This window comes from Streptacidiphilus jeojiensis (assembly GCF_042510965.1).
GTDB classification, from domain to species: domain Bacteria; phylum Actinomycetota; class Actinomycetes; order Streptomycetales; family Streptomycetaceae; genus Streptacidiphilus; species Streptacidiphilus jeojiensis.
Map to the genome: position 1 here is coordinate 225,156 of NZ_JBEUKS010000011.1, position 20,309 is coordinate 245,464.

A 20,309-nucleotide genomic window follows, 5' to 3' on the forward strand; every position below is an offset into this window, starting at 1 on the left:
CCCGGGTAAGCGTACGGATACTCAATCCGCCCTGAGTAACCACAGCCAGGGGCGCGGGGAACTGCGCTGCCAACCATGCACCTTCGTAGAGGGCTGGTCGCGCAGTTCCCCGCGCCCCTAAAAGCAACTACGCGGGAACGCTGGCGATCCCGGGAGCCAGGAACGGCTTGCCGTTGACCCGCTCGGAGACGCCCGAACGGTCCAGGTAGGGAGTGATCCCGCCGAGGTGGAAGGGCCAGCCCGCGCCGGTGATCAGGCACAGGTCGATGTCCTGGGCCTCGGCCACCACGCCCTCGTCCAGCATCAGCGCGATCTCCTGCGCCACCGCGGTGAGCGCCCGGTCGAGCACCTGCTCCGGCGTCAGCACCACGTCGCCGACCTGCAGCAGCGCTGCGACCTCGGGGTCGATTTCCTGCTGCCCGGAGGCCCAGGTGTAGAAGCCGCGCTTGCCGGCCGCGACCACCCGGCGCAGGTTCTCGGAGACGGTGAACCGCTCCGGGAACGCCCCGTGCAGCGTCTCCGAGACGTGCAGCGCGATGGCCGGGCCGACCAGCTCGATCAGCACGATCGGCGACATCGGCAGCCCCAGCGGCTCCACGCCCTTCTCGATCGTGTCGATCGGGGTGCCCTCGTCGATGACCGTCTGGATCTCGCCCATGAAGCGGGTGAGGATGCGGTTGACCACGAACGCCGGGGCGTCCTTGACCAGCACGCCGGTCTTCTTCAGCTTCTTGGCCACGCCGAACGCGGTGGCCAGCGAGGCGTCGTCGGTGCTCTCGCCCCGGACGATCTCCAGCAGCGGCAGCACCGCGACCGGGTTGAAGAAGTGGAAGCCGACGACGCGCTCCGGGTGCTCCAGCTTGGCGGCCATCTCGGTGACCGACAGCGAGGAGGTGTTGGTCGCCAGGATGCAGGTCGGCGAGACCACGGCCTCGACGTCCGCGAACACCTGCTGCTTGACGCCCAGCTCCTCGAACACCGCCTCGATCACGAAGTCCGCGTCGCCGAAGGCGGCGGCCTTGTCCAGCGAGCCGGTGACCAGGCCCTTGAGCCGGTTGGCGCCGTCCTGGTTGAGCCGGCCCTTGGCCTGCAGCTTGTCGATCTCGCCGTGGACGTAGCCCACGCCCTTGTCGACCCGCTCCTGGTCGATGTCGGTGAGCACCACCGGCACCTTGAGCTGACGGGCGAACAGCAGCGCCAGCTGCGAGGCCATCAGGCCCGCGCCGACCACGCCGACCTTGGTGACCGGGCGGGCCAGCGACTTGTCCGGCGCGCCGAACGGGCGCTTGCCGCGCTTCTGCACCAGGTTGAAGGCGTAGATGCCGCTGCGCAGCTCGCCGCCCATGATCAGGTCGGCCAGCGCCGCGTCCTCGGCGTCGAAGCCCTGCTGCAGATCGCCGTTCTTGGCCGCGGCGATGATGTCCAGCGCCCGGTACGGGGCCGGCGCGGCGCCGTGCACCTTGGAGTCGGCGATGGCGCGGCCGTGCGCGACCGCCGCGTCCCAGGCCTCGCCGCGGTCGATCTCCGGGCGCTCGACGACGGTCTCGCCCTTGAGCACGGTGGCGGCCCAGAGCAGTGACTGCTCCAGGAAGTCGGCCGGGGCGAACACCGCGTCGGCGATGCCCAGGTCGAACACCTGCTTGCCCTTGAGCTGGCGGTTCTGCGAGAGCGAGTTCTCGATGATGACCGAGATCGCCTTGGCCGGGCCGATCAGGTTGGGCAGCAGGGTGCAGCCGCCCCAGCCGGGGACCAGGCCGAGGAAGCACTCCGGCAGCGAGAACGCCGGGACGCCGGTGCTGACGGTGCGGTAGTCGCAGTGCAGGCCGACCTCGACGCCGCCGCCCATCGCCGCGCCGTTGTAGAAGGCGAAGGTCGGCACGGGCAGCGCGGCGATCCGCTTGAAGACGTCGTGGCCGCCCTTGCCGATGGCCAGCGCGTCGCTGTGCTCCTTGAGCACCTCGACGCCCTTGAGGTCGGCGCCGACCGCGAAGATGAACGGCTTGCCGGTGACGCCGACGGCGGCGATCTCGCCGGCCGCGGCCTCGCGCTCGACCTGGTCCAGCGCCTCGCTCAGCCTGGCCAGCGAGCCGGGGCCGAAGGTGGTCGGCTTGGTGTGGTCGAAGCCGTTGTCCAGGGTGATCAGCGCGAACTTGCCCGCGCCGAGCGGCAGGTCCAGGTGGCGGACGTGGGCCGAGGTGACTACCTCGTCCGGGAACAGCTCGTGGGCGCGCTTGAGCAGCGCGGTGGTGTCGTTAATGATTGGAGTGCTCATCACTTGCCACCCTCGGTGAAGTTCGGGTTCTCCCAGATGACCGTTCCGCCCATGCCCATGCCGATGCACATGGAGGTCAGGCCGTAGCGGACGTCGGGGCGCTCCTCGAAGCGGCGCGCCAGCTGGGTCATCAGCCGGACGCCGGAGGATGCCAGCGGGTGGCCGTAGGCGATCGCGCCGCCGTAGGGGTTGACCCGCTCGTCGTCGTCGGCGATGCCGAAGTGGTCCAGCATGGAGAGGACCTGGATGGCGAAGGCCTCGTTGATCTCGAACGCGCCGATGTCGGCGATGGTCAGACCGGCCTGGCGCAGCGCCTTCTCGGTCGCCGGGACCGGGCCGATGCCCATGACCTCGGGCTCCACGCCGACGAAGGCGTAGGAGACCATCCGCATCTTGACCGGCAGGCCCAGCTCGCGGGCCACGTCCTCGGCGGCGATCAGCGAGGCGGTGGCGCCGTCGTTGAGTCCGGCCGCGTTGCCCGCGGTGATCCGGCCGTGCGGACGGAACGGGGTCTTCAGGCCGGCCAGCATCTCCAGGGTGGTGCCCGGGCGCATCGGCTCGTCGACCGTGGCCAGGCCCCAGCCGGTCTCACCGGCCGCCTCATTGGTGCGGCGCACCGCGACCGGGACCAGGTCGGGCTGGATGACGTTGTTGGCGTAGGCCTTGGCGGCCTTCTCCTGGCTGCGGACGGCGTAGGCGTCGCAGCGCTCCTTGGTCAGGTGCGGGAACCGGTCGTGCAGGTTCTCCGCGGTCATGCCCATGAACAGCGCCGACTCGTCGACGACCTTCTCGGACAGGAAGCGGGGGTTGGGGTCCACGCCCTCGCCCATGGGGTGGCGGCCCATGTGCTCGACGCCGCCGGCGATGGCGATGTCGTAGGCGCCGAAGGCGATGCCGCCGGCGACCGAGGTGGCGGCGGTCATCGCGCCGGCGCACATGCGGTCGATGGAGTAGCCGGGCACCGTCTTCGGCAGGCCGGCCAGCAGCGCCGCGCTGCGGCCCAGGGTGAGGCCCTGGTCGCCGATCTGCGTGGTGGCGGCGATGGCCACCTCGTCCACGCGGGCCGGGTCCAGGCTCGGGTTGCGTCGCAGCAGCTCGCGGATGGCCTTGATCACCAGATCGTCGGCGCGGGTCTCCGCGTAGATGCCCTTCGGTCCGGCCTTGCCGAACGGGGTGCGGACGCCGTCGACGAAGACGACGTCCCTCGCGGTACGAGGCACGGTGGCTCTCCTCCCAAGTCCCCATGTGGGGGCCCAAATGACGTAGCGGCCCAGCTGGACCGGTGCGGGGCAGCCGCCGCCCGTGACGGGTCGACGACGTCCCTGGAAGAGATGCTACCTGCTAGTAACTTCGTTTCCCATACCGAACCCGGAGCAGTCCTCCGGCCGCCCTTCCGCAGCCCGTTTGGAGCGCTCCCGCGCTGTGCGGCGACCCTGCGGCCGGCTCAGCCCTGACCGTTGGCGGAGGCCGCCGGGGGCACCGGGGCAGGGGTGCGGGCCTGCGCGAACGCCTTGGCGAGCACCGGCGCGACCAGCTCCGACTGCCAGCTGCGGGCGCCGTGGCCGCGCAGAGCGGTGGCCACCGCCTCGGCGGTGGCGGGGGAGGGCGGGGTCCAGGAGACCCGGCGCACCAGGTCCGGCGAGACCAGGTTCTCCTGCGGGAGGTTCAGCGACTCGGCGAGCGTTCCCACCGCGCTGCGCGCGCCCGCGAGCCGGGCGGCGGCCAGCGGGTCCTTCTCGGCCCAGGAGCGGGGCGGCGGCGGGCCCTCGTGCGGGGCCGACGGCGGCGGGAGCTGGGCCTCGGGGATCGCCCGGGCCGTCTCCACGGCGGCGAACCACTGCTCCAGCGCCCGGCGGTGCACCCGAGGGCCGAAGCCGGGCAGGGCCTGCAGCGCGTGGATGTTGGCCGGCATGGCGAGCGCGGCGGTGACGATGGCGGCGTCGGAGAGGATCCGGCCCGGCGAGATGTCGCGGTCCCGGGCCACCCGGTCCCTGGTCTGCCACAGCTCCTTGACGGCGGCCAGCTGCCGGCGGCGGCGCACCTTGTGCACGCCGGAGGTCCGGCGCCAGGGGTCCACCCTGGGCGCGGGGGGACCGGCGGCGGCGATCGCGGCGAACTCCTCCTTGGCCCAGTCCAGCTTCCCCTGGGCGTCCAGCTCCGCCTCCAGCGCGTCCCGCAGGTCCACCAGCACCTCGACGTCCAGTGCCGCGTAGCGCAGCCACGGCTCGGGGAGCGGCCGGGTGGACCAGTCGACGGCGGAGTGGCCCTTCTCCAGGGTGAAGCCCAGCACGCTCTCCACCATCGGCCCCAGGCCGACCCGGGGGAAGCCGGCGATCCGGCCGGCCAGCTCGGTGTCGAACAGCGAGGTCGGCCGCATGCCCAGCTCGGCCAGGCAGGGCAGGTCCTGGGTGGCGGCGTGCAGCACCCACTCGGTGTCCGCCAGGGCCGCGCCCAGCGAGGAGAGGTCGGGACAGCCGACCGGGTCGATCAGGGTGCTGCCGGCGCCCTGGCGGCGCAGTTGCACCAGGTAGGCGCGCTGTCCGTAGCGGTAGCCCGAGGCCCGCTCGGCGTCGATGGCGACCGGCCCGGTCCCGGCCGCGAAGCGGGCCACGACCTCGGCGAGCGCGGCCGCGTCGGCGACCACCGGGGGGATGCCCTCACGAGGCTCCAGCAGCGGAACCGGACCGCCGGCCTCCGGGGCGTCGGCCCCGTCGCCGGCAGCCTGGCTGCCTGTGGCGTCGTCTGTGCTGTCGGTGGTGGCTTCGCGGGCGTCGGTCACGCGCCAAGCCTACGCCCGTGCGCCTTCCCGTCCGCCTGCGCGCACACAGTCGCACACGGCTGCGCCTCACCGTAGGAGGGCGGAGGAACGTTCCCTCATACGGTGAGGCGCTGGTCGTACTAGTGGATGATTCCGGTGCGCAGCGCGACCGCGACCATGCCGGCCCGGTCGCCGGTGCCGAGCTTGCGGGCGATCCGGGCGAGGTGGCTCTTGACGGTGAGTGCGGACAGGCCCATGGCGACGCCGATGGCCTTGTTGGACTGCCCCTCGGCGACCAGCCGGAGCACCTCCACCTCGCGGCCGGACAGCTCCCGGTAGGCGGGCGGCGGGGGAGTGCCGGGGGTGCCGGGAGCGGCCCCGGGCGTCCCGCCGGGAGCGCCGCCGGGCATTCCGGGACGGCGCAGGTGGCCGGGCAGGCCGGGACGGCCGCCCATGCCGGGGGCGCCGGCCATCCCCGGGCGCTGCGGCAGGCCGGTGTTGACCCGGGTGCCGGTGACGACGTACCCCTTCACCCCGCCGGCCAGCGCGCTGCGGACGGCGCCGATGTCGTCGGCCGCGGACAGGGCCAGGCCGTTGGGCCAGCCCGCGGCGCGGGTCTCGGCGAGGATCGCCAGCCCCGACCCGTCGGGGAGGTGGACGTCGGCGATGCAGATGTCTCGGGGGGTGCCGACCCGGGGGCGGGCCTCGGCGAGTGAGGAAGCCTCGATCACGTCGCGAACGCCCAGGGCCCAGAGGTGCCGGGTGACCGTGCTGCGGACCCGGGGGTCCGCGACGACCACCATGGCGGTGGGCTTGGTCGGACGATAGGCGACCAGGTTTGCGGGGTGCTCGAGAAGAACAGACACCAGGCCTCCTGAGGGATGGCTCGAAGACCCGGTCAGTCGCAGATGGGGTGGGGTCCTCGGGTGGAAAGGGTCACTGACTGCTTCGGCATGATGGTTGCCCGGCTTTAGCGAATGATCACGATTGAGTGAGCGTCAAATCGGGCACTTCGTGCATTTTGACCAACTCGACCGAGCGTAAGTCACCCTAAAGTGATCAAAAGCGGTCGACACGCCGAACGTCTGCCCGAATTTCAGAGCGGGCGGCGGCGCATCGGCATCGGTACCACGCCGCCGGTGGCCGCGGCCGGGCCCGCCGAAGCCGCGGGCAGCGCCGGGGGCAGGCCGGCGCACTGGCACAGCAGCTCGCACCAGGCCCGCAGGTGCTCGGCGAAGCCGCCGCCGGGGAGGTCGTGCGGCAGCGGGGTCCAGGAGGCGCGGATCTCGATCTCGGTGGAGCCCTCGCGCTCGGCCAGGCCGCCGAAGTACTGCGAGGAGCAGCGGGTGACCGTGCCGCTCGGCTCGGTCCAGCGGGCGCCCTGCTGGGACAGCGCGTCCATCAGCCAGGACCAGCCGACCTCGCCCAGCAGCGGGTCCGAGCCCATCTCCGGCTCCAGCTCGGCGCGGCCCATGGACACCAGCCGGAACTCGCCGTTCCAGGCCTCGTGGCCGCCCGGCTCGTGCAGCAGCACCAGCCGCCCGTCCGCCAGCTCCTCCCCGTCCACCTCCACCGTGGCCGTCAGGGCGTAGGCGTAGGAGGCCAGCTTGCGCGGCGCCGGGGTGTCGCCGATGACCACCTCGGGGCGCAGCCGCGTCCCGCGCAGCGCCTCCACGGCCTCGCGGAAGACCGGCGGTACGCCGGGGGTTCCGTCCTCACTCGCTGGGTGCCCGCTGACCGCTGCCATGCCGGAAGAGTAAGACGCGGGCACCTTCGCGTGCGGGAGGCACCACGGGCCGGGCACGGAACCGGGTCGCGCGCGTGCGAGGATTTGTGCCGTGAGCGACAGCGGGAGTGAGACAGTGGCGAAGTCCGGTGCGGTGCAAGACTCCGATGCAGTGAAGGACTCCGCGTTCCTGCGGGCCTGCCGGGGCGAGGAGGTGCCGCACACCCCGGTGTGGTTCATGCGCCAGGCCGGGCGGTCGCTGCCCGAGTACCTGAAGGTCCGCGAGGGCATCGCCATGCTGGACTCCTGCACGATGCCGGAGCTGGTCAAGGAGATCACCCTGCAGCCGGTGCGCCGCCACCAGGTGGACGCCGCGGTCTACTTCAGCGACATCGTGGTGCCGCTCAAGGCCATCGGCGTGGACCTGGACATCAAGCCCGGCATCGGCCCGGTGATCGCCAACCCGATCCGCAGCCGCGCCGACCTGCGGCAGCTGCGGCCGCTGGAGCCCGAGGACGTCAGCTACGTCACCGAGGCCATCGGCCTGCTCACCGCCGAACTGGGCGCCACCCCGCTGATCGGCTTCGCCGGCGCCCCCTACACGCTGGCCAGCTACCTGGTCGAGGGCGGCCCGTCGAAGAACCACGAGAACACCAAGGCGCTGATGTACGGCGACCCGGAGCTGTGGCAGGAGCTGCTGGACCGGCTCGCCGACATCACCGCCGCCTTCCTCAAGGTGCAGATCGAGGCCGGGGCCTCGGCGGTGCAGCTGTTCGACTCCTGGGTCGGCGCGCTGGCCCCGGACGACTACCGGCGCTCGGTGATGCCGGCCAGCGCCAAGGTGTTCGACGCGGTCGCCGGCTACGGGGTGCCCCGGATCCACTTCGGCGTGGGCACCGGTGAGCTGCTCGGGCTGATGGGCGACGCGGGTGCGGACGTGGTCGGCGTCGACTGGCGGGTCCCGCTGGACGAGGCCGCCCGCCGGGTCGCCCCCGGCAAGGCACTGCAGGGCAACCTCGACCCGACGGTGCTGTTCGCCCCCGAGGCGGCGATCCGCGCCAAGACCGAGGAGGTGCTGGCGGCGGCCGAGGCGAGCGGGCGCGGCCACGTCTTCAACCTCGGCCACGGGGTGCTGCCCAGCACCGACCCCGACACCCTCACCCGCCTGGTCGCCCACGTCCACGAGGCCACCCAGCGCTGACCGCCTCCGGCGGATCTTCGACGGCGGCCCCGCGCCCCTGGGGGTCTGCAACTGAGCCAGTTGCAGACCCCCAGGGGCGCGGGGAACTGCGCGACAAGCCAGCTACGGCCCGCAGCCGCAATCGCTCACGAGCCCCCCTGGTGCTCCGGCTCCAGCTCAGACGGCTCCTGCTCGGCGCGAACCGCGTCCCGGACGTTCTGCCGCCGCCGCGCCACCACCTGCACCAGCCACATCAGCAGGCCGATCGGCACCAGGAACGGCAGCACGGCCGCAAGCGCCACCAGCAGCCAACGGAACGTCAGGTAGAGCGCGTGCCAGCCGCTCTTCAGGGCCGAGAGCGCAGCGCCCCCCGCGCTCCTGCCGTGCGGCGCAGCCGGTGCGGTCGCCTTGGCGTAGAGCTCCAGCGTCACCGTCGACATCGCCGCCTGCGACTCCAGGGCCTGCTGCTGCGCCTCCAGCGACTCCAGGTCGGACTCGCGCTGGGTGAGGTCCTGCTCCAGCGTGGTGACGTCGGCGATGCTCTGCGCCTTGTCGTAGAGCGCCCGCACCCGGTCCACACTGGCCTGCGCCGACTTCACCCGGCTGTCGATGTCCACCACCTGCTGGGTGACGTCCTGCGCGGTGCGCTGCTGGGCCAGCACCGTGCCCAGGGTCTGCAACTGGCCGAAGACGCTGTCGTAGGAGACGGCCGGCACCCGCAGCACCAGCTGGGCCGACTCGCCGCTGGCGTCGGTGGGCGGGGAGAGCGTCTGCGCCGTCGAGCCGGTGCCGCTGCCGGAGGACACCGCGTAGGGGACGTAGGGGATGGTGCCGACGGTGCCGGTCACCTCCGAGTCGACGTAGCCGCCCGCCGACTTCACCAGCGCCTCCGCCCGCGCGGCGGTCGCGTCCACCCCCTCGGTGCGCAGCTGGATCTCACCGGTGTAGATGATGGACCGCGCGGCCTGGGCCGCCTGCAACTGCGCCGAGGACGTGCCGCCGGTGCTCTTTCCACTCCCGCTGCCCGAGCTCGAACCGCTCCCGGCGGCCCCCGCCTGGGCCTGGGGCGCCGCCGCCTTGTTGTTCGCCGCGCTGCCGGCCGCAGCGGAGTTGCTGGTCCCGCTGCTCGCGCTGCACGCCCCGAGCGCCAGCCCGCCGGCCAGTACCACCGCTCCCAGCGCCGTGCCCCGGCGTCTGTTCCGTCCTGTGCGCGTCTGCCCCATGGTCCGGTCCTCCCCCTCTGGCAGGCCCGCCCCGTGGCGGGCCGATTCCACCATTGGACCCGGCGACCCGGCGACAGGTTCCCGGTGCGGGCGTCACATCGAGGTCACGATCGGGGCACCGGAGCGCATGTGCGAGAGTGAAGTCCATGCAGAGCACAGCCTCCCTGCCCCATGTCGTGGTCGTCGGCGGCGGCATCGCCGGTCTCGCCGCCGCCGCGCGGCTGTCCGGCGCCGACGGCTCGCCCCGCAGCGCCCGGGTCACCCTGCTGGAGGCGGGCGACCGCCTCGGCGGCAAGCTCAGGACCGGCGAACTGGCCGGCGTCCGGGTCGACCTCGGCGCCGAGTCGATGCTGGCCCGCCGCCCCGAGGCGGTCGCCCTGGCCCGCGCCGTCGGCCTGGGCGACGCCCTGCAGCCGCCGGCCACCGCCAAGGCCGCCATCTGGACCCGGGGCGCGCTGCGCCCGATGCCCGCCGGACAGGTGATGGGCGTGCCCGGGGACCTGGACGCGCTGGCCGCCTCCGGGGTGGTCTCGCCCGAGGGCCTGGCCAGGATCGGCGAGGACCTGGACCCCGACCGCCCGGTCACCGAGGTCGGCGACGACGTCGCGGTGGGCGCCTACATCGCCGACCGGCTCGGCCGCGAGGTGGTCGACCGGCTGGTCGAGCCGCTGCTCGGCGGGGTCTACGCCGGCCACGCCGACGCACTGTCGCTGCGCGCCGCGGTACCGCAGCTGCTGGCCACCGCGCGGGGCGGCGGTTCGCTGGTCCAGGGCGTGCGGGCGCTACAGGCCGCCACCCCGGCCAACCCGGCCCCGGTCTTCCAGGGCATCGACGGCGGCATCGGCCGGCTCCCGGTCGCGGTCGCGGAGGCCTGCCGCGCCGCCGGGGTCGAGCTGCGGCTCGGCGCCGAGGCGCGCTCGCTGCGCCGTACCCCCGACGGATGGCAACTGCAGGTGGGGGAGGAGCTGTTGGAGGCCGACGCGGTGGTCCTCGCCGTGCCGGCCCCGGCCGCGGCGCGGCTGCTGGCCGTCGAGGCCCCAGCCGCCTCGGCCGGGCTGGCCGCCGTCGAGTACGCCGGAATGGCACTGGTCACCCTCGCCTTCCACCGCTCCGAGCTGGGCGCGCTGTCCGGCAGCGGCTTCCTGGTGCCGCCGGTGGACGGGCGCTCGATCAAGGCGTCCACCTTCTCCAGCAACAAGTGGCGCTGGTTGGCCGAGGCCGCCCCCGACACCTTCGTGCTGCGCACCTCGGTCGGCCGCCACAACGAGGAGCAGGACCTCGACCTGGACGACTCCGAGCTGGTCGCCCGCTCGCTGCGGGACCTCGCCGAGGCCGCCGGGATCACCGCCGTCCCGTTCGCGAGCACGGTCACCCGCTGGCGTGCCGGGCTGCCGCAGTACCCGGTCGGGCACCTGGACCGGGTGGACCTGATCGAGAAGCAGGTCGCCGAACTGCCGGGCCTGGCCCTGTGCGGGGCGGCCTACCAGGGCGTCGGCATCCCCGCCTGCATCGCCGGCGGCTGGCGGGCGGCAACCCTGGTGCAGGGGGCGCTCGCCCGGGAAGGGACAATGGGCGCATGACGGAAAGCAGTGAGAACAAGCCGAAGGCACGCGACCTCAACAAGGTCATCCGGTACACCCTGTGGTCGGTGTTCCGGCTCAAGGACGTGCTGCCGGACGACCGCAGCGCCCACGCGGCCGAGGTCGAGGAGCTGTTCGCGCAGCTCGCCGAGAAGGACGTCACCGTCCGCGGCACCTACGACGTCTCCGGGCTGCGTGCCGACGCCGACCTGATGATCTGGTGGCACGCCGAGGACAGCGACGACCTGCAGGAGGCGTACAACCGCTTCCGCCGCACCCGGCTCGGCCGCGCCCTGGAGCCGGTCTGGTCCAACATGGCGCTGCACCGCCCCGCCGAGTTCAACAAGTCGCACATCCCGGCGTTCCTCGCCGACGAGACCCCGCGCGACTACGTCTGCGTCTACCCCTTCGTCCGCTCCTACGAGTGGTACCTGCTGGAGGACGCCGAGCGCCGCCGGCTGCTGATGGAGCACGGGATGCTGGCCCGCGGCTACCCCGACGTCAGGGCCAACACGGTCGCCTCCTTCGCACTGGGCGACTACGAGTGGCTGCTGGCGTTCGAGGCGAACGACCTCTACCGGATTGTCGACCTGATGCGCGACCTACGTGCCTCGGAGACCCGGCTGCACGTCCGCGAGGAGGTGCCCTTCTTCACCGGGCGCCGCAAGCCGGTCGCCGAGCTGCTGGCCGGCCTGGCCTGAACCGCCGGAGCGCGCCCGGCAACTGACGGAGTATCACCGAGCCGGGCGGCCCGCGGTCAGCGGGTGCCCGAGGCCGATCTCCACCGGTCCCGGCGCGCCGAAACAGCGGGTTCCCGGCCGACCGACGGCCGGTCGGGGACCCGCCGGGCCAGCGCATTGGCGGCGATCATGACGACGGTGCCGACCGCGCACAGGACCGCCGTGCCCAGCACCGGCGGATTGCGGTCCAGCCCCTGGGTGCCCTGGATGCTGTCGTCGGCCCAGCCGAGCGTCGCCACGGTCCCCAGTGCGAGCGTCAGCAGCAGGGCCCACCCCATCAGCCGGTTGGCGGCGGCGAGTGCGGGCCTCGACCGGCTCCGCCCCCGGACCGCGCATCGCACCAGATTCAACGAGGCCGCCCCCACAGCGGCACCGGAGACGGTGAACGAGACGTCAAGGCTCACCCCGCACCTCCACAAAGGCGGAGGAGCCGGGTCCCCCGCACCCGGCTCCATGGCCCTGAGCATCTCCCCGGGCCGTCGATGGGGGAAGGGCTGGTCGCCATTCTCAGAGCTAGATTTGAGGTTTCCTCCGGCACGGCGTGCGACTTGCTCCCTTCGCCCCATTCGCTGCCAGGGGCCGCGGACCCGGGTGTATAGTGAACGATGCGTTCAGTAAATACCGGGACGCCGTCGTGGAGGAGTTCGTATGCGGGACACCCAGCAGGGCCGGCCGGCCCCGGTCACCGGCACCCCCGCGGTCCAGGGGGCGTCCGAGCTGTCGCCCGCCCGGTTGCGCCGGGTGATCCTGGTGCTCGCGATCGGCTGCGGGATGGCCGTGGCCAACATCTACTACGCGCAGCCGGTGCTGGCCCCGATCGCCTCGGCCTTCGGTGTCAGCCAGGGCAGCACCGCGCTGGTGGTCACCCTCACCCAGCTCGGCTACGCGCTCGGCATGGTGCTGCTGCTGCCCCTCGGTGACCTGCTGGAGAACCGGGCGCTCGCCTCGCGCACGCTGCTGGTGACCGCGGCCGCCCTGCTCGCGGCCGGGCTCTCGCCGGACTTCGGGTTCTTCCTGGCGATGTCGGTACTGGTCGGGATGACCTCGGTGGTCGCCCAGATCCTGGTTCCGCTCGCCGCCCACCTGGCACCCGAACGTGAGCGCGGCAAGGTCGTCGGCACCGTGATGACCGGACTGCTGCTGGGCATCCTGCTGGCCCGCACCGTCTCCAGCCTGATCGCCGCCGCCTGGGGCTGGCGCACCATCTACCTGGTGTCCGCCGTGCTCATGGTGGCGCTGTCGGTGCTGCTGGTCCGGGTGCTCCCCAAGCGGCAGCCCGACCACGCCGGCACCTACCCGCAGCTGATGCTGTCGATAGGCCGGCTGGTCCGCGAGGAGCCCGCGCTGCGGCGGCGTGCGCTCTGCCAGGCGCTGATGTTCGGCGCCTTCAGCTGCTTCTGGACCTCGGTGTCCTTCGAGCTGATCGGCCGTCACCACCTCGGCCAGGTCGGGATCGGGCTGTTCGCGCTGGTCGGCGCGGCGGGGGCGGCCGCCGCTCCGCTGGCCGGGTGGCTGGGCGACCGCGGCCACGGCCGGCTGGGCAGCGGACTGGCGCTGGCCCTGGCCGTGGTGGCGATGCTGCTGGCCGGGCTCTGGGCCGGAAACCTGGTGCTGCTGGCCCTGGCCGGCGTCCTGCTGGACCTGGCGGTCCAGAGCCACCAGGTCCTCAGTCAGCGGGAGATCTACGGCCTCCGGGCCGACGCCCGGGCCCGGATCAACACGGTCTTCATGACCTCGGTCTTCCTCGGCGGCGCGCTGGCCACCGGCGTCTCCGGCGCGGTGCACGACAGCTACGGCTGGACCGGGGTCACCCTGCTCGGCGCCGCCCTGCCCCTGGTCGGACTGGCCGTGTGGGTGGTCTCCACCCTGGGACAGTTGCGCGAGGCGCGCTCCCGGGGCTGACTCACCCCTTCGGAGCGGCGGCCCCGGTCCGCAGCCCGTTCAGCAACTGCCCGGTGAGCGTCGCCGCCAGGTCGTCGTGCAACGGCTCGTGGCCCAGCAGCAACCGGTAGTAGACCGGGGCGAAGAGCTGGTCCACCGCCGCCGCCAGGTCGATCCCCGGGTCCAGCTCACCGCGCTCCACCGCGGCCCGCAGCAGCCGGGTGGTGATCTGCCGCCGCGGGCGGAGCCACTGCTCGTCCAGCGCGGCCCGGATGTCCGGGTCGGCCTGACCGGCGGCCACCAGGTCGGCCATCAGCGGACCCGTCTCGGTCTCCCGGAACTCCCGTGTCACCAGCGACAACTGACTGACCAGCGCCTCCTCCAGCGGGGCGGACTCGTCGATCTCGGTGGTGTGCCTGGTCCGGCTGAACAGGCTCTCCAGCATCACGTGCGCCCGCGACGGCCACCACTTGTACAGGGTGGCCTTGCTGACCTGCGCCCTGGCCGCGATCGCCTCCATGGTCACCGCGTCGATGCCACCGGACACCAGCAGCTCTGCCGCCGCCTCCAGGACGGCGGACCTGGCGCGCTCGCTGCGCGGCCGGCCCCTGGTGGCGCGTCCGGCGACGGCCTCCTCCATGGGACGCTCCCTCACTCTCCGTCGGAATCCCGGTACTTCCCCGGTCAGAGCGTAGTCGGACCGGGCGGCCGCGACCCGGCCGACCGCACCGTGGCCTGCACGGCCGGGAGCAGGGCGTCGACCAGCTGCTCCGGGGTGAGCGCGGTGACCGCGGGGAGCCGCACCAGATAGCGGGTCAGGGCCAGTCCGAGCAGCTGCGTGGTGAGCACCGGGGCCACCGCGGCGGCCTGCGGGCCGAGCGCGGCGCCCAGGGCCGGGGCCACCTGGGTCGCGAAGATCTCGTGCATCCGCAGCGCGGCCCGCTCGTTGGTCACCGCCGAGCGCAGCAGCACCAGCAGCGCGTCGTCGGCCGGGTCGCTCTCCCAGCGGTCCAGGAAGTGGCGCAGCAGGGTGCCGGCCAGGTCCTGCGGGGCGACGGCGCCGAGGTCCGGCAGCCGCAGGTCGATGGTGAGGGCGGCGTCGAACAGCCGCTCCTTGCTGCCGAAGTAGCGCATCACCATGGACGGGTCGATGGCGGCGTCGGCGGCGACGGCGCGGATGGTGGTGCGCTCGTAGCCGTCGGCGGCGAAACGTCGGCGGGCCGCACTCAGGATGGTGGCCTTGGTGCGGTCCGAGCGCTTCGCCGCGGTGGGCGGTTCCTCGTCGGACGTCATGCCAACAAATGTAGGCCAACAACTGTTGACACTCAAGCCGGGACTGCTGCACAGTAATGCCAACAGACGTTGGCACAAGCAGTCGGAGGCTCGGATGAACGCCACAGCTCTTCCCGCAAGCACCACCGTCGCCATCGTCGGGGCCGGCCCCACCGGGCTCGCGCTGGCCGTCACCCTGGCCGAGGCCGGCGTCGACTTCGTGCTGCTGGACCGGCTGGCCGAGGGGGCCAACACCTCCCGCGCCGCCGTGGTGCACGCCCGCACCCTGGAGGTGCTGCAGGAGCTGGGCGCGGACCGGGAACTGATCGCCCGCGGGCTGAAGATAGACCGCTTCACCGTCCGCGACGGCTCCCGCACGCTGCTCAGCACCACCTTCGGCAAGCTGCCCACGGCGTATCCGTACGCGCTGCTGGTGCAGCAGGACCGGACCGAGGCGGTGCTGCTGGCCAGGCTGCGCGAGCTCGGCGGCGATGTGCACCGCCCGTACCAGGTCAAGGGCGTGGTCCAGGACGAGAACGGGGTCACCCTCACCACCGACACCGGCGAGACGCTGCGGGCCGACTACGCGGTCGGCGCCGACGGCATGCACAGCGCGGTCAGGGAGGCGGCCGGGATCGGCTTCTCCGGCTCCGCCTACGGCGAGTCCTTCGTCCTGGCCGACGTCGAGATGGACTGGGCGCCGGGGGCCGACGAGGTGTCACTGGGCTTCAGCAGCCACGGGATCAGCGTCGTCGCCCCGCTCCCCGGCGGCCACTACCGCGTCGTCGCCACCGTGGACGAGGCCCCGGCCGAGCCCGACCTGGCCTTCGTCCAGCAGCTGCTGGACGAGCGGGCCCCCGGGCAGGCCAGGGTCACCGCCGTCGCCTGGTCCTCCCGGTTCCGGGTGCACCACCGGGTCGCCGACCGCTACCGGGCCGGCCGGCTGTTCCTGGCCGGCGACGCCGCCCACGTCCACAGCCCGGCCGGGGGCCAGGGCATGAACACCGGGATCCAGGACGCCTACGCCCTCGGCCGGGCCCTCGCCGACGGCGACCCGGCCCGCTACGAGCCCCAGCGCCGCCCGGTCGCCCTCCGGGTGGTCGCCTTCACCGACCGGATGACCCGCATCTCCACCGTCCGCAACCCGCTGGTGCGGACCCTGCGCAACGCCGTCCTCCCGGTCCTGGCCCGGATCCCGGCCTTCCGCACCAACCTCACCACCGAGCTGGCCGAACTCCGCTACCGCTAGCGGGAGCCGGCCCCCGCGCAGACGGTGGAGCCCCCGGTGCGCGATCGCGCACCGGGGGCTCCACTCTGCCGTCTCAGCCCGCTGCGGGCCGCAGCTTCAGCGAGATGCTGTTGATGCAGTAGCGCTGGTCGGTCGGGGTGCCGTAGCCCTCGCCCTCGAAGACGTGGCCGAGGTGGGAGCCGCACTTGGCGCAGCGCACCTCGACCCGGCGCATGCCCATGGTGGTGTCCTCGATGTACTGCACCCGGTCCTCGGCGAGGGGGGAGAAGTAGGAGGGCCAGCCGCAGTGGCTGTCGAACTTGGTCTCGGAGCTGAACAGCTCGTTGCCGCAGGCGCGACAGGAGTAGACGCCCTCGGTCTTGGTGTCGGTGTACTCGCCGACGCCCGGGCGCTCGGTGCCGGCCTGGCGCAGGACGGCGTACTCGGCCGGGGTGAGCTGCTCGCGCCACTCGGCGTCGGTCTTCTCGATCTCGTACGACATCAGGTGTCCTGCCTTTCAGGCGAGGCGAGCAAGGATCTCGGGCCCGAGGAAGGTCACGTCCCCGGCGCCCATGGTGAGAACAAGGTCGCCGTCCTTGGCCATTCCCGCGACCAGGTCGGGCACGTCCGCGAGCGAGTGGGCCGGGGTGACGTCGGCGCCGTGGGCCCGGGCGGCGGCGATCACCAGCTCGCTGGTGACGCCGGGGACCGGGTCCTCGCGGGCCGGGTAGATGTCCAGGACGACCACGGCGTCGGCGTGCGACAGCGCCTCGCCCATCTCGGCGCCCAGCTGCTGGGTGCGGCTGAACAGGTGCGGCTGGAAGACCACCAGGACCCGGCCGTCCCCGGAGGCCGCGTTGATGGCCTCCAGGTCGGCGGCGATCTCGGTGGGGTGGTGCGCATAGGAGTCGATCACCTGCACCCCGCGGACCTCGCCCTTGAGCTGGAGCCGGCGGCGCACGCCCTGGTAGCTGCTGAGCGCCTGGGCCAGTTCGGCCGCCGGGACGCCCAGGGCGACCCCGGCCGCCAGCGCGGCCACCGCGTTGTGGGCGTAGTGGCGGCCCGGGACGGAGACCGTGAAGGTCAGCTCGCGGCCGTCGAGCACCACGGTGACCTCGCTGGTCATCCCGCGCGCGACGATGGAGCGGATTCGGACGTCGGCGCCCTCGGACTCGCCCACCCGGACCACGGTCAGGTCCTCGCGGCCGGCGACCCGGGCCGCGAGCTCGGCCGCGCCCGCGTGGTCGGTGTCCACGACCAGGGTGCCGCCGGGCACGATCCGGGCCACGAAGGCCTCGAAGGACTCGTAGATCTCGTCCATGGAGGCGTAGTTGGCGTGGTGGTCCAGCTCCACGTTGAGGACCACGGCGACCTCGGGGGAGTACTTCTGGAAGCTGCGGTCGCTCTCGTCGGCCTCGGCGACGAAGATCTCGCCGGTGCCGTGGTGGGCGTTGCTGCCCGGCTCGTTGAGGTCCCCGCCGATGGCGAAGGAGGGGTCCAGGCCCAGGGCGGTGAGGCTGACCGCCAGCATGCTGGTGGTGGTGGTCTTGCCGTGGGTCCCGGCGACGGCGAGGCCGCGGTGCCCCTGCATCAGCGCGGCCAGCGCGTCGGCGCGGTGGATCACCGGCAGGCCGCGCTCGCCGGCGGCGACCAGTTCCGGGTTGTCCGCGCGGATGGCGCTGGAGACCACGATGCAGCTCGCCCCGGCCGGGACGTGCTCGGCGGCGTGCCCGACGAACACCTCGGCGCCCAGCTGCTTGAGCGCCAGCACGACGGTGGACTCCTTGGCGTCGCTGCCGGAGACCGCGGCGCCGCGCAGCGCCAGGATCTTGGCCAGGCCGGACATGCCCGCGCCGCCGATCCCGATGAAGTGGGGTGCGGCGAGATCAGCGGCACTCGCGGGGGCAGGGGACGTCACTGAGGCTCTCCGAGGGTTGCGGCGGGACGGTCTGGCTCGATTCTGCCAGCAGTCGACGGCCGGTCAGTCCTGCTGGGCGAACAGCTGCAGCACCGGGACGCCGACCTTGTGCCGGGCCTGCGAGGCCCAGTCGCGGTGGAACAGCCCTTCGATCCAGTGCGGCGCGGCCAGCACGATGACCTCGTCCGCGGACACGTCGGCGACCAGCGCCTTGAGGTCCTGCAGCGGGTTCTCCTCGATCACCCGTCCGGTGGCCTCCGCCCCGGCGGACCGCAGCCCCTCCAGGGTGTGCTCCAGCCCGGCGGCCGCGGTGTCCACGGCCTCGGCGCCCCGGGGCTCGTCGCGCTCGTGGGCGGCCCGGTCCAGATAGCCGAAGGCCACGTCGTCGACGGCGCGCAGGAACTCGTCCTGCCGTCCGCGCGGCTGCATCAGCACGTGGAAGGAGACCGGGTCCTCGCCGTGCAGGGTGGTCAGCAGTTCGACGTCGGCCGCGGAGAGGGCCTTCTCGATCAAAAGTACGGTGGTGAACACGCGCGTCCCTTCTTGTTCTGCTTCCCCCGGCACCACTGGCACTGGCCTCATACTGCCCGGGCGGAACGGGCCGATCCGGTATCCGCGCCCGGCAGGCGGACGATCCTCTTCCGTTAGGTGCGACTGCTCACGCTACGGGCGTACCTGGCAAAGAGGAAACCTTTCTCCTCAAGCAGCGACACCAGGTCCATCCGCTGGGTGAGCGCGTCGGGGCCGTGGGTGATCCTGGGGGCGTCCCCGGACGCCAGCAGCGGTGCCAGGGTGACGCACAGCTCGTCCAGCAGGCCGGCCGCGGCCAGCTGGCCCAGCAGCCGCGGGCCGCCCTCGGTGAGCAGCCTGGTCCAGCCGCGCCCGGCCAGGGCCGCGACCGCCGCCGGGAGGTCCACCTGCTCCTCCCCGGCGACCACCACGTCGGCCACCTTCCGGGTCGCTTCCAGGGCGTCCGCGGGGGCGCCGGCGCAGGTGATCACCAGGGTGGGCACCAGCGGCTCGGTGAACAGCGGCAGCTCCAGGTCCAGGTCCAGGCTGCGGGTGACGATCGCGATCGCCGCGGCCGGTTGCTGCCCGCGGGCCGCCCGGGCCTCTGCGAACTCGGCGCGGGCCCGGGCCGGGCGGTAGCCCTCGGCGCGTACCGTCTGCGCGCCGACCAGGACCACGTCGGCCAGGGCCCGCAGCACTCCGAAGATCCGCTTGTCGCCCTCGGAGGAGAGCCCGTCGGAGAGCCCGTCCAGGCGCGATGCGCCGTCCAGGCTGGACACCATGTTGGCGCGCAGCCAGGGCCGGTCGGGGTAGGCGTAGGCCTCGGCCAGCCCGGCCAGGCTGGTGAGGTCTGTCACATCCGGGGTCTCCGGGAGCAGTCGACGCATAGTGCTGAGTCTTCCACGGGTGGCGGGACCGTACGCTTGGGAGCTGTGCCAGCTGCCGAAACGCCCGCCCCTGCCGCTCTCGCTGATGCCGCGCCGCGGCCCGCCTCGCTGACCTCGCGCAGCCCGGTGGTGCCCGCCGAGCGGATGGTGGCCGAGATGGTGCCGCCGCCGCGGTTCCAGGGCGCCAGGTTCAGCACCTACCTCCCGGACCCGGAGCAGCCCAGCCAGGCCGAGGCGGTGCGGGTGCTGGAGTCCTTCGTCGGCACGATGAACGCCACGGACCCGGGGCAGTCCGCGAAGAAGCGCTGGTTCGGCCGGACTGCGCCGGTCCCGGCCGGCCCCGGCGGCATCTACCTCGACGGCGGCTACGGGGTCGGCAAGACCCATCTGCTGGCCTCGCTGTGGCACGCCGCGCCGGGCCCCAAGGCCTTCGGTACCTTCGTCGAGCTGACCAACCTGGTCGGCGCGCTGGGCTTCCAGCAGGCCGTCAAGGCGCTGTCCGGGCACCGGCTGCTGTGCATCGACGAGTTCGAGCTGGACGACCCGGGCGACACCGTACTGGTGTCCACGCTGCTCAGCCGGCTGGCCGAGGCTGGGGTGAAGCTCGCCGCGACCTCCAACACCCTCCCCGGCAAGCTCGGCGAGGGCCGCTTCGCCGCCGCGGACTTCCTGCGCGAGATCCAGGGCCTGTCCTCGCGGTTCCACAGCGTCCGGATCGACGGGCAGGACTACCGCCACCGCGGTCTGCCCGAGGCTCCGGCGCCGTACACCGACGTGGAGGTCGGCGCGGTGGCGGACAGGATCGGCGCGACCGCCTCGCTGGACGGCTTCGAGGAGCTGCTGGCGCACCTGGCCGCCGTCCACCCGAGCCGCTACGGCGCGCTGCTGGACGGCGTCGGGGCGGTCTGCCTGACCGGGGTGGTCCCGGTGGCCGACCAGAGCACCGCGCTGCGGCTGGTGGTGCTGGCCGACCGGATGTACGACCGGGAGCTGCCGGTGGTCGCCTCCGGGCTGCCGTTCGACCGGATATTCAGCGAGGAGATGCTGAACGGCGGCTACCGCAAGAAGTACCTGCGGGCCGTCTCCCGTCTGGTCGCGCTGGCCCGCGACAGCGCCAGGGTGAGCTGACCGCAG

Annotated in this window: 19 protein-coding genes; 6 read left to right on the plus strand and 13 right to left on the minus strand. The window is 73.0% G+C overall.

Going from position 1 to position 20,309, the window contains the following annotated elements; translation table 11 throughout:
* Window positions 1–127: 127 nt before the first annotated feature.
* The 5 genes from ABUW04_RS28475 to ABUW04_RS28495 all read right to left on the minus strand — a co-directional run bounded on the left by ABUW04_RS28475 (window position 128) and on the right by ABUW04_RS28495 (window position 6,777).
* Window positions 128–2,272 (minus strand): 3-hydroxyacyl-CoA dehydrogenase NAD-binding domain-containing protein, encoded by a 2,145-nt coding sequence (locus ABUW04_RS28475; RefSeq protein ID WP_380567205.1) that lies wholly within the window; start codon window positions 2,270–2,272, stop codon window positions 128–130.
* Window positions 2,272–3,492 carry a thiolase family protein gene (locus ABUW04_RS28480; protein WP_380567206.1) on the minus strand — a complete coding sequence of 407 codons (1,221 nt, stop codon included), beginning with the start codon at window positions 3,490–3,492 and terminating at the stop codon, window positions 2,272–2,274. Before ABUW04_RS28480 ends, ABUW04_RS28475 begins: the two co-directional genes overlap by 1 nt.
* Window positions 3,493–3,716: 224 nt before the next feature.
* Window positions 3,717–5,051, minus strand: a complete 1,335-nt coding sequence (locus ABUW04_RS28485; RefSeq protein ID WP_380567207.1) for a ribonuclease D — start codon at window positions 5,049–5,051, stop codon at window positions 3,717–3,719.
* A 119-nt stretch (window positions 5,052–5,170) separates the two neighbouring features.
* On the minus strand, window positions 5,171–5,896 hold the full coding sequence (locus tag ABUW04_RS28490) for a LuxR C-terminal-related transcriptional regulator (RefSeq protein ID WP_380567208.1): 726 nt from the start codon (window positions 5,894–5,896) through the stop codon (window positions 5,171–5,173).
* A 230-nt stretch (window positions 5,897–6,126) separates the two neighbouring features.
* Window positions 6,127–6,777, minus strand: coding sequence for a DUF3000 domain-containing protein (locus ABUW04_RS28495; RefSeq protein WP_030258851.1), 651 nt, complete (start codon window positions 6,775–6,777; stop codon window positions 6,127–6,129).
* A gap of 115 nt (window positions 6,778–6,892) precedes the next feature.
* Between ABUW04_RS28495 and hemE the strand changes: the two genes are divergently transcribed.
* Complete coding sequence (gene hemE / locus ABUW04_RS28500; protein ID WP_380567337.1) at window positions 6,893–7,957, plus strand: uroporphyrinogen decarboxylase; 1,065 nt, start codon at window positions 6,893–6,895, stop codon at window positions 7,955–7,957.
* Between the two features lie 125 nt (window positions 7,958–8,082).
* Here the strand turns inward: hemE and ABUW04_RS28505 are convergent, their stop codons facing one another.
* Window positions 8,083–9,159 (minus strand): DUF4349 domain-containing protein, encoded by a 1,077-nt coding sequence (locus tag ABUW04_RS28505; RefSeq protein WP_380567209.1) that lies wholly within the window; start codon window positions 9,157–9,159, stop codon window positions 8,083–8,085.
* Window positions 9,160–9,305: 146 nt separating this feature from the next.
* Here ABUW04_RS28505 and hemG point away from each other — a divergent pair, with 146 nt between their 5' ends.
* Window positions 9,306–10,739, plus strand: coding sequence for a protoporphyrinogen oxidase (gene hemG, locus ABUW04_RS28510; protein ID WP_380567210.1), 1,434 nt, complete (start codon window positions 9,306–9,308; stop codon window positions 10,737–10,739).
* Window positions 10,736–11,440 carry a hydrogen peroxide-dependent heme synthase gene (hemQ, locus tag ABUW04_RS28515; protein WP_030258842.1) on the plus strand — a complete coding sequence of 235 codons (705 nt, stop codon included), beginning with the start codon at window positions 10,736–10,738 and terminating at the stop codon, window positions 11,438–11,440. Before hemG ends, hemQ begins: the two co-directional genes overlap by 4 nt.
* A 56-nt stretch (window positions 11,441–11,496) precedes the next feature.
* Here the strand turns inward: hemQ and ABUW04_RS28520 are convergent, their stop codons facing one another.
* Window positions 11,497–11,883, minus strand: coding sequence for a hypothetical protein (locus ABUW04_RS28520; RefSeq protein ID WP_380567211.1), 387 nt, complete (start codon window positions 11,881–11,883; stop codon window positions 11,497–11,499).
* A 244-nt stretch (window positions 11,884–12,127) separates the two neighbouring features.
* Between ABUW04_RS28520 and ABUW04_RS28525 the strand changes: the two genes are divergently transcribed.
* Window positions 12,128–13,381, plus strand: a complete 1,254-nt coding sequence (locus ABUW04_RS28525) for an MFS transporter (protein ID WP_380567212.1) — start codon at window positions 12,128–12,130, stop codon at window positions 13,379–13,381.
* 1 nt (window position 13,382) lies between these two features.
* On the opposite strand, the gene ABUW04_RS28530 is transcribed toward ABUW04_RS28525, so the two are convergent.
* The gene (locus tag ABUW04_RS28530; RefSeq protein ID WP_380567213.1) at window positions 13,383–14,000 is read right to left on the minus strand and encodes a TetR/AcrR family transcriptional regulator; all 618 of its coding nucleotides are present in this window, start codon (window positions 13,998–14,000) and stop codon (window positions 13,383–13,385) included.
* A gap of 44 nt (window positions 14,001–14,044) precedes the next feature.
* Window positions 14,045–14,653, minus strand: a complete 609-nt coding sequence (locus ABUW04_RS28535) for a TetR/AcrR family transcriptional regulator (protein ID WP_380567214.1) — start codon at window positions 14,651–14,653, stop codon at window positions 14,045–14,047.
* Window positions 14,654–14,747: 94 nt separating this feature from the next.
* Between ABUW04_RS28535 and ABUW04_RS28540 the strand changes: the two genes are divergently transcribed.
* The gene (locus tag ABUW04_RS28540; RefSeq protein WP_380567215.1) at window positions 14,748–15,881 is read left to right on the plus strand and encodes an FAD-dependent oxidoreductase; all 1,134 of its coding nucleotides are present in this window, start codon (window positions 14,748–14,750) and stop codon (window positions 15,879–15,881) included.
* A gap of 73 nt (window positions 15,882–15,954) precedes the next feature.
* Here the strand turns inward: ABUW04_RS28540 and msrB are convergent, their stop codons facing one another.
* From msrB to ABUW04_RS28560, 4 genes are all read right to left on the minus strand, one after another.
* On the minus strand, window positions 15,955–16,362 hold the full coding sequence (gene msrB, locus ABUW04_RS28545) for a peptide-methionine (R)-S-oxide reductase MsrB (RefSeq protein WP_030258824.1): 408 nt from the start codon (window positions 16,360–16,362) through the stop codon (window positions 15,955–15,957).
* A gap of 15 nt (window positions 16,363–16,377) precedes the next feature.
* On the minus strand, window positions 16,378–17,706 hold the full coding sequence (murC, locus tag ABUW04_RS28550) for a UDP-N-acetylmuramate--L-alanine ligase (protein WP_380567338.1): 1,329 nt from the start codon (window positions 17,704–17,706) through the stop codon (window positions 16,378–16,380).
* Between the two features lie 135 nt (window positions 17,707–17,841).
* On the minus strand, window positions 17,842–18,309 hold the full coding sequence (locus ABUW04_RS28555) for a hypothetical protein (protein WP_030258820.1): 468 nt from the start codon (window positions 18,307–18,309) through the stop codon (window positions 17,842–17,844).
* Between the two features lie 113 nt (window positions 18,310–18,422).
* Window positions 18,423–19,175, minus strand: a complete 753-nt coding sequence (locus ABUW04_RS28560) for a pyrimidine reductase family protein (RefSeq protein WP_380567217.1) — start codon at window positions 19,173–19,175, stop codon at window positions 18,423–18,425.
* A 36-nt stretch (window positions 19,176–19,211) separates the two neighbouring features.
* Here ABUW04_RS28560 and zapE point away from each other — a divergent pair, with 36 nt between their 5' ends.
* The gene (gene zapE, locus ABUW04_RS28565) at window positions 19,212–20,303 is read left to right on the plus strand and encodes a cell division protein ZapE (protein WP_380567219.1); all 1,092 of its coding nucleotides are present in this window, start codon (window positions 19,212–19,214) and stop codon (window positions 20,301–20,303) included.
* Window positions 20,304–20,309: the final 6 nt, after the last annotated feature.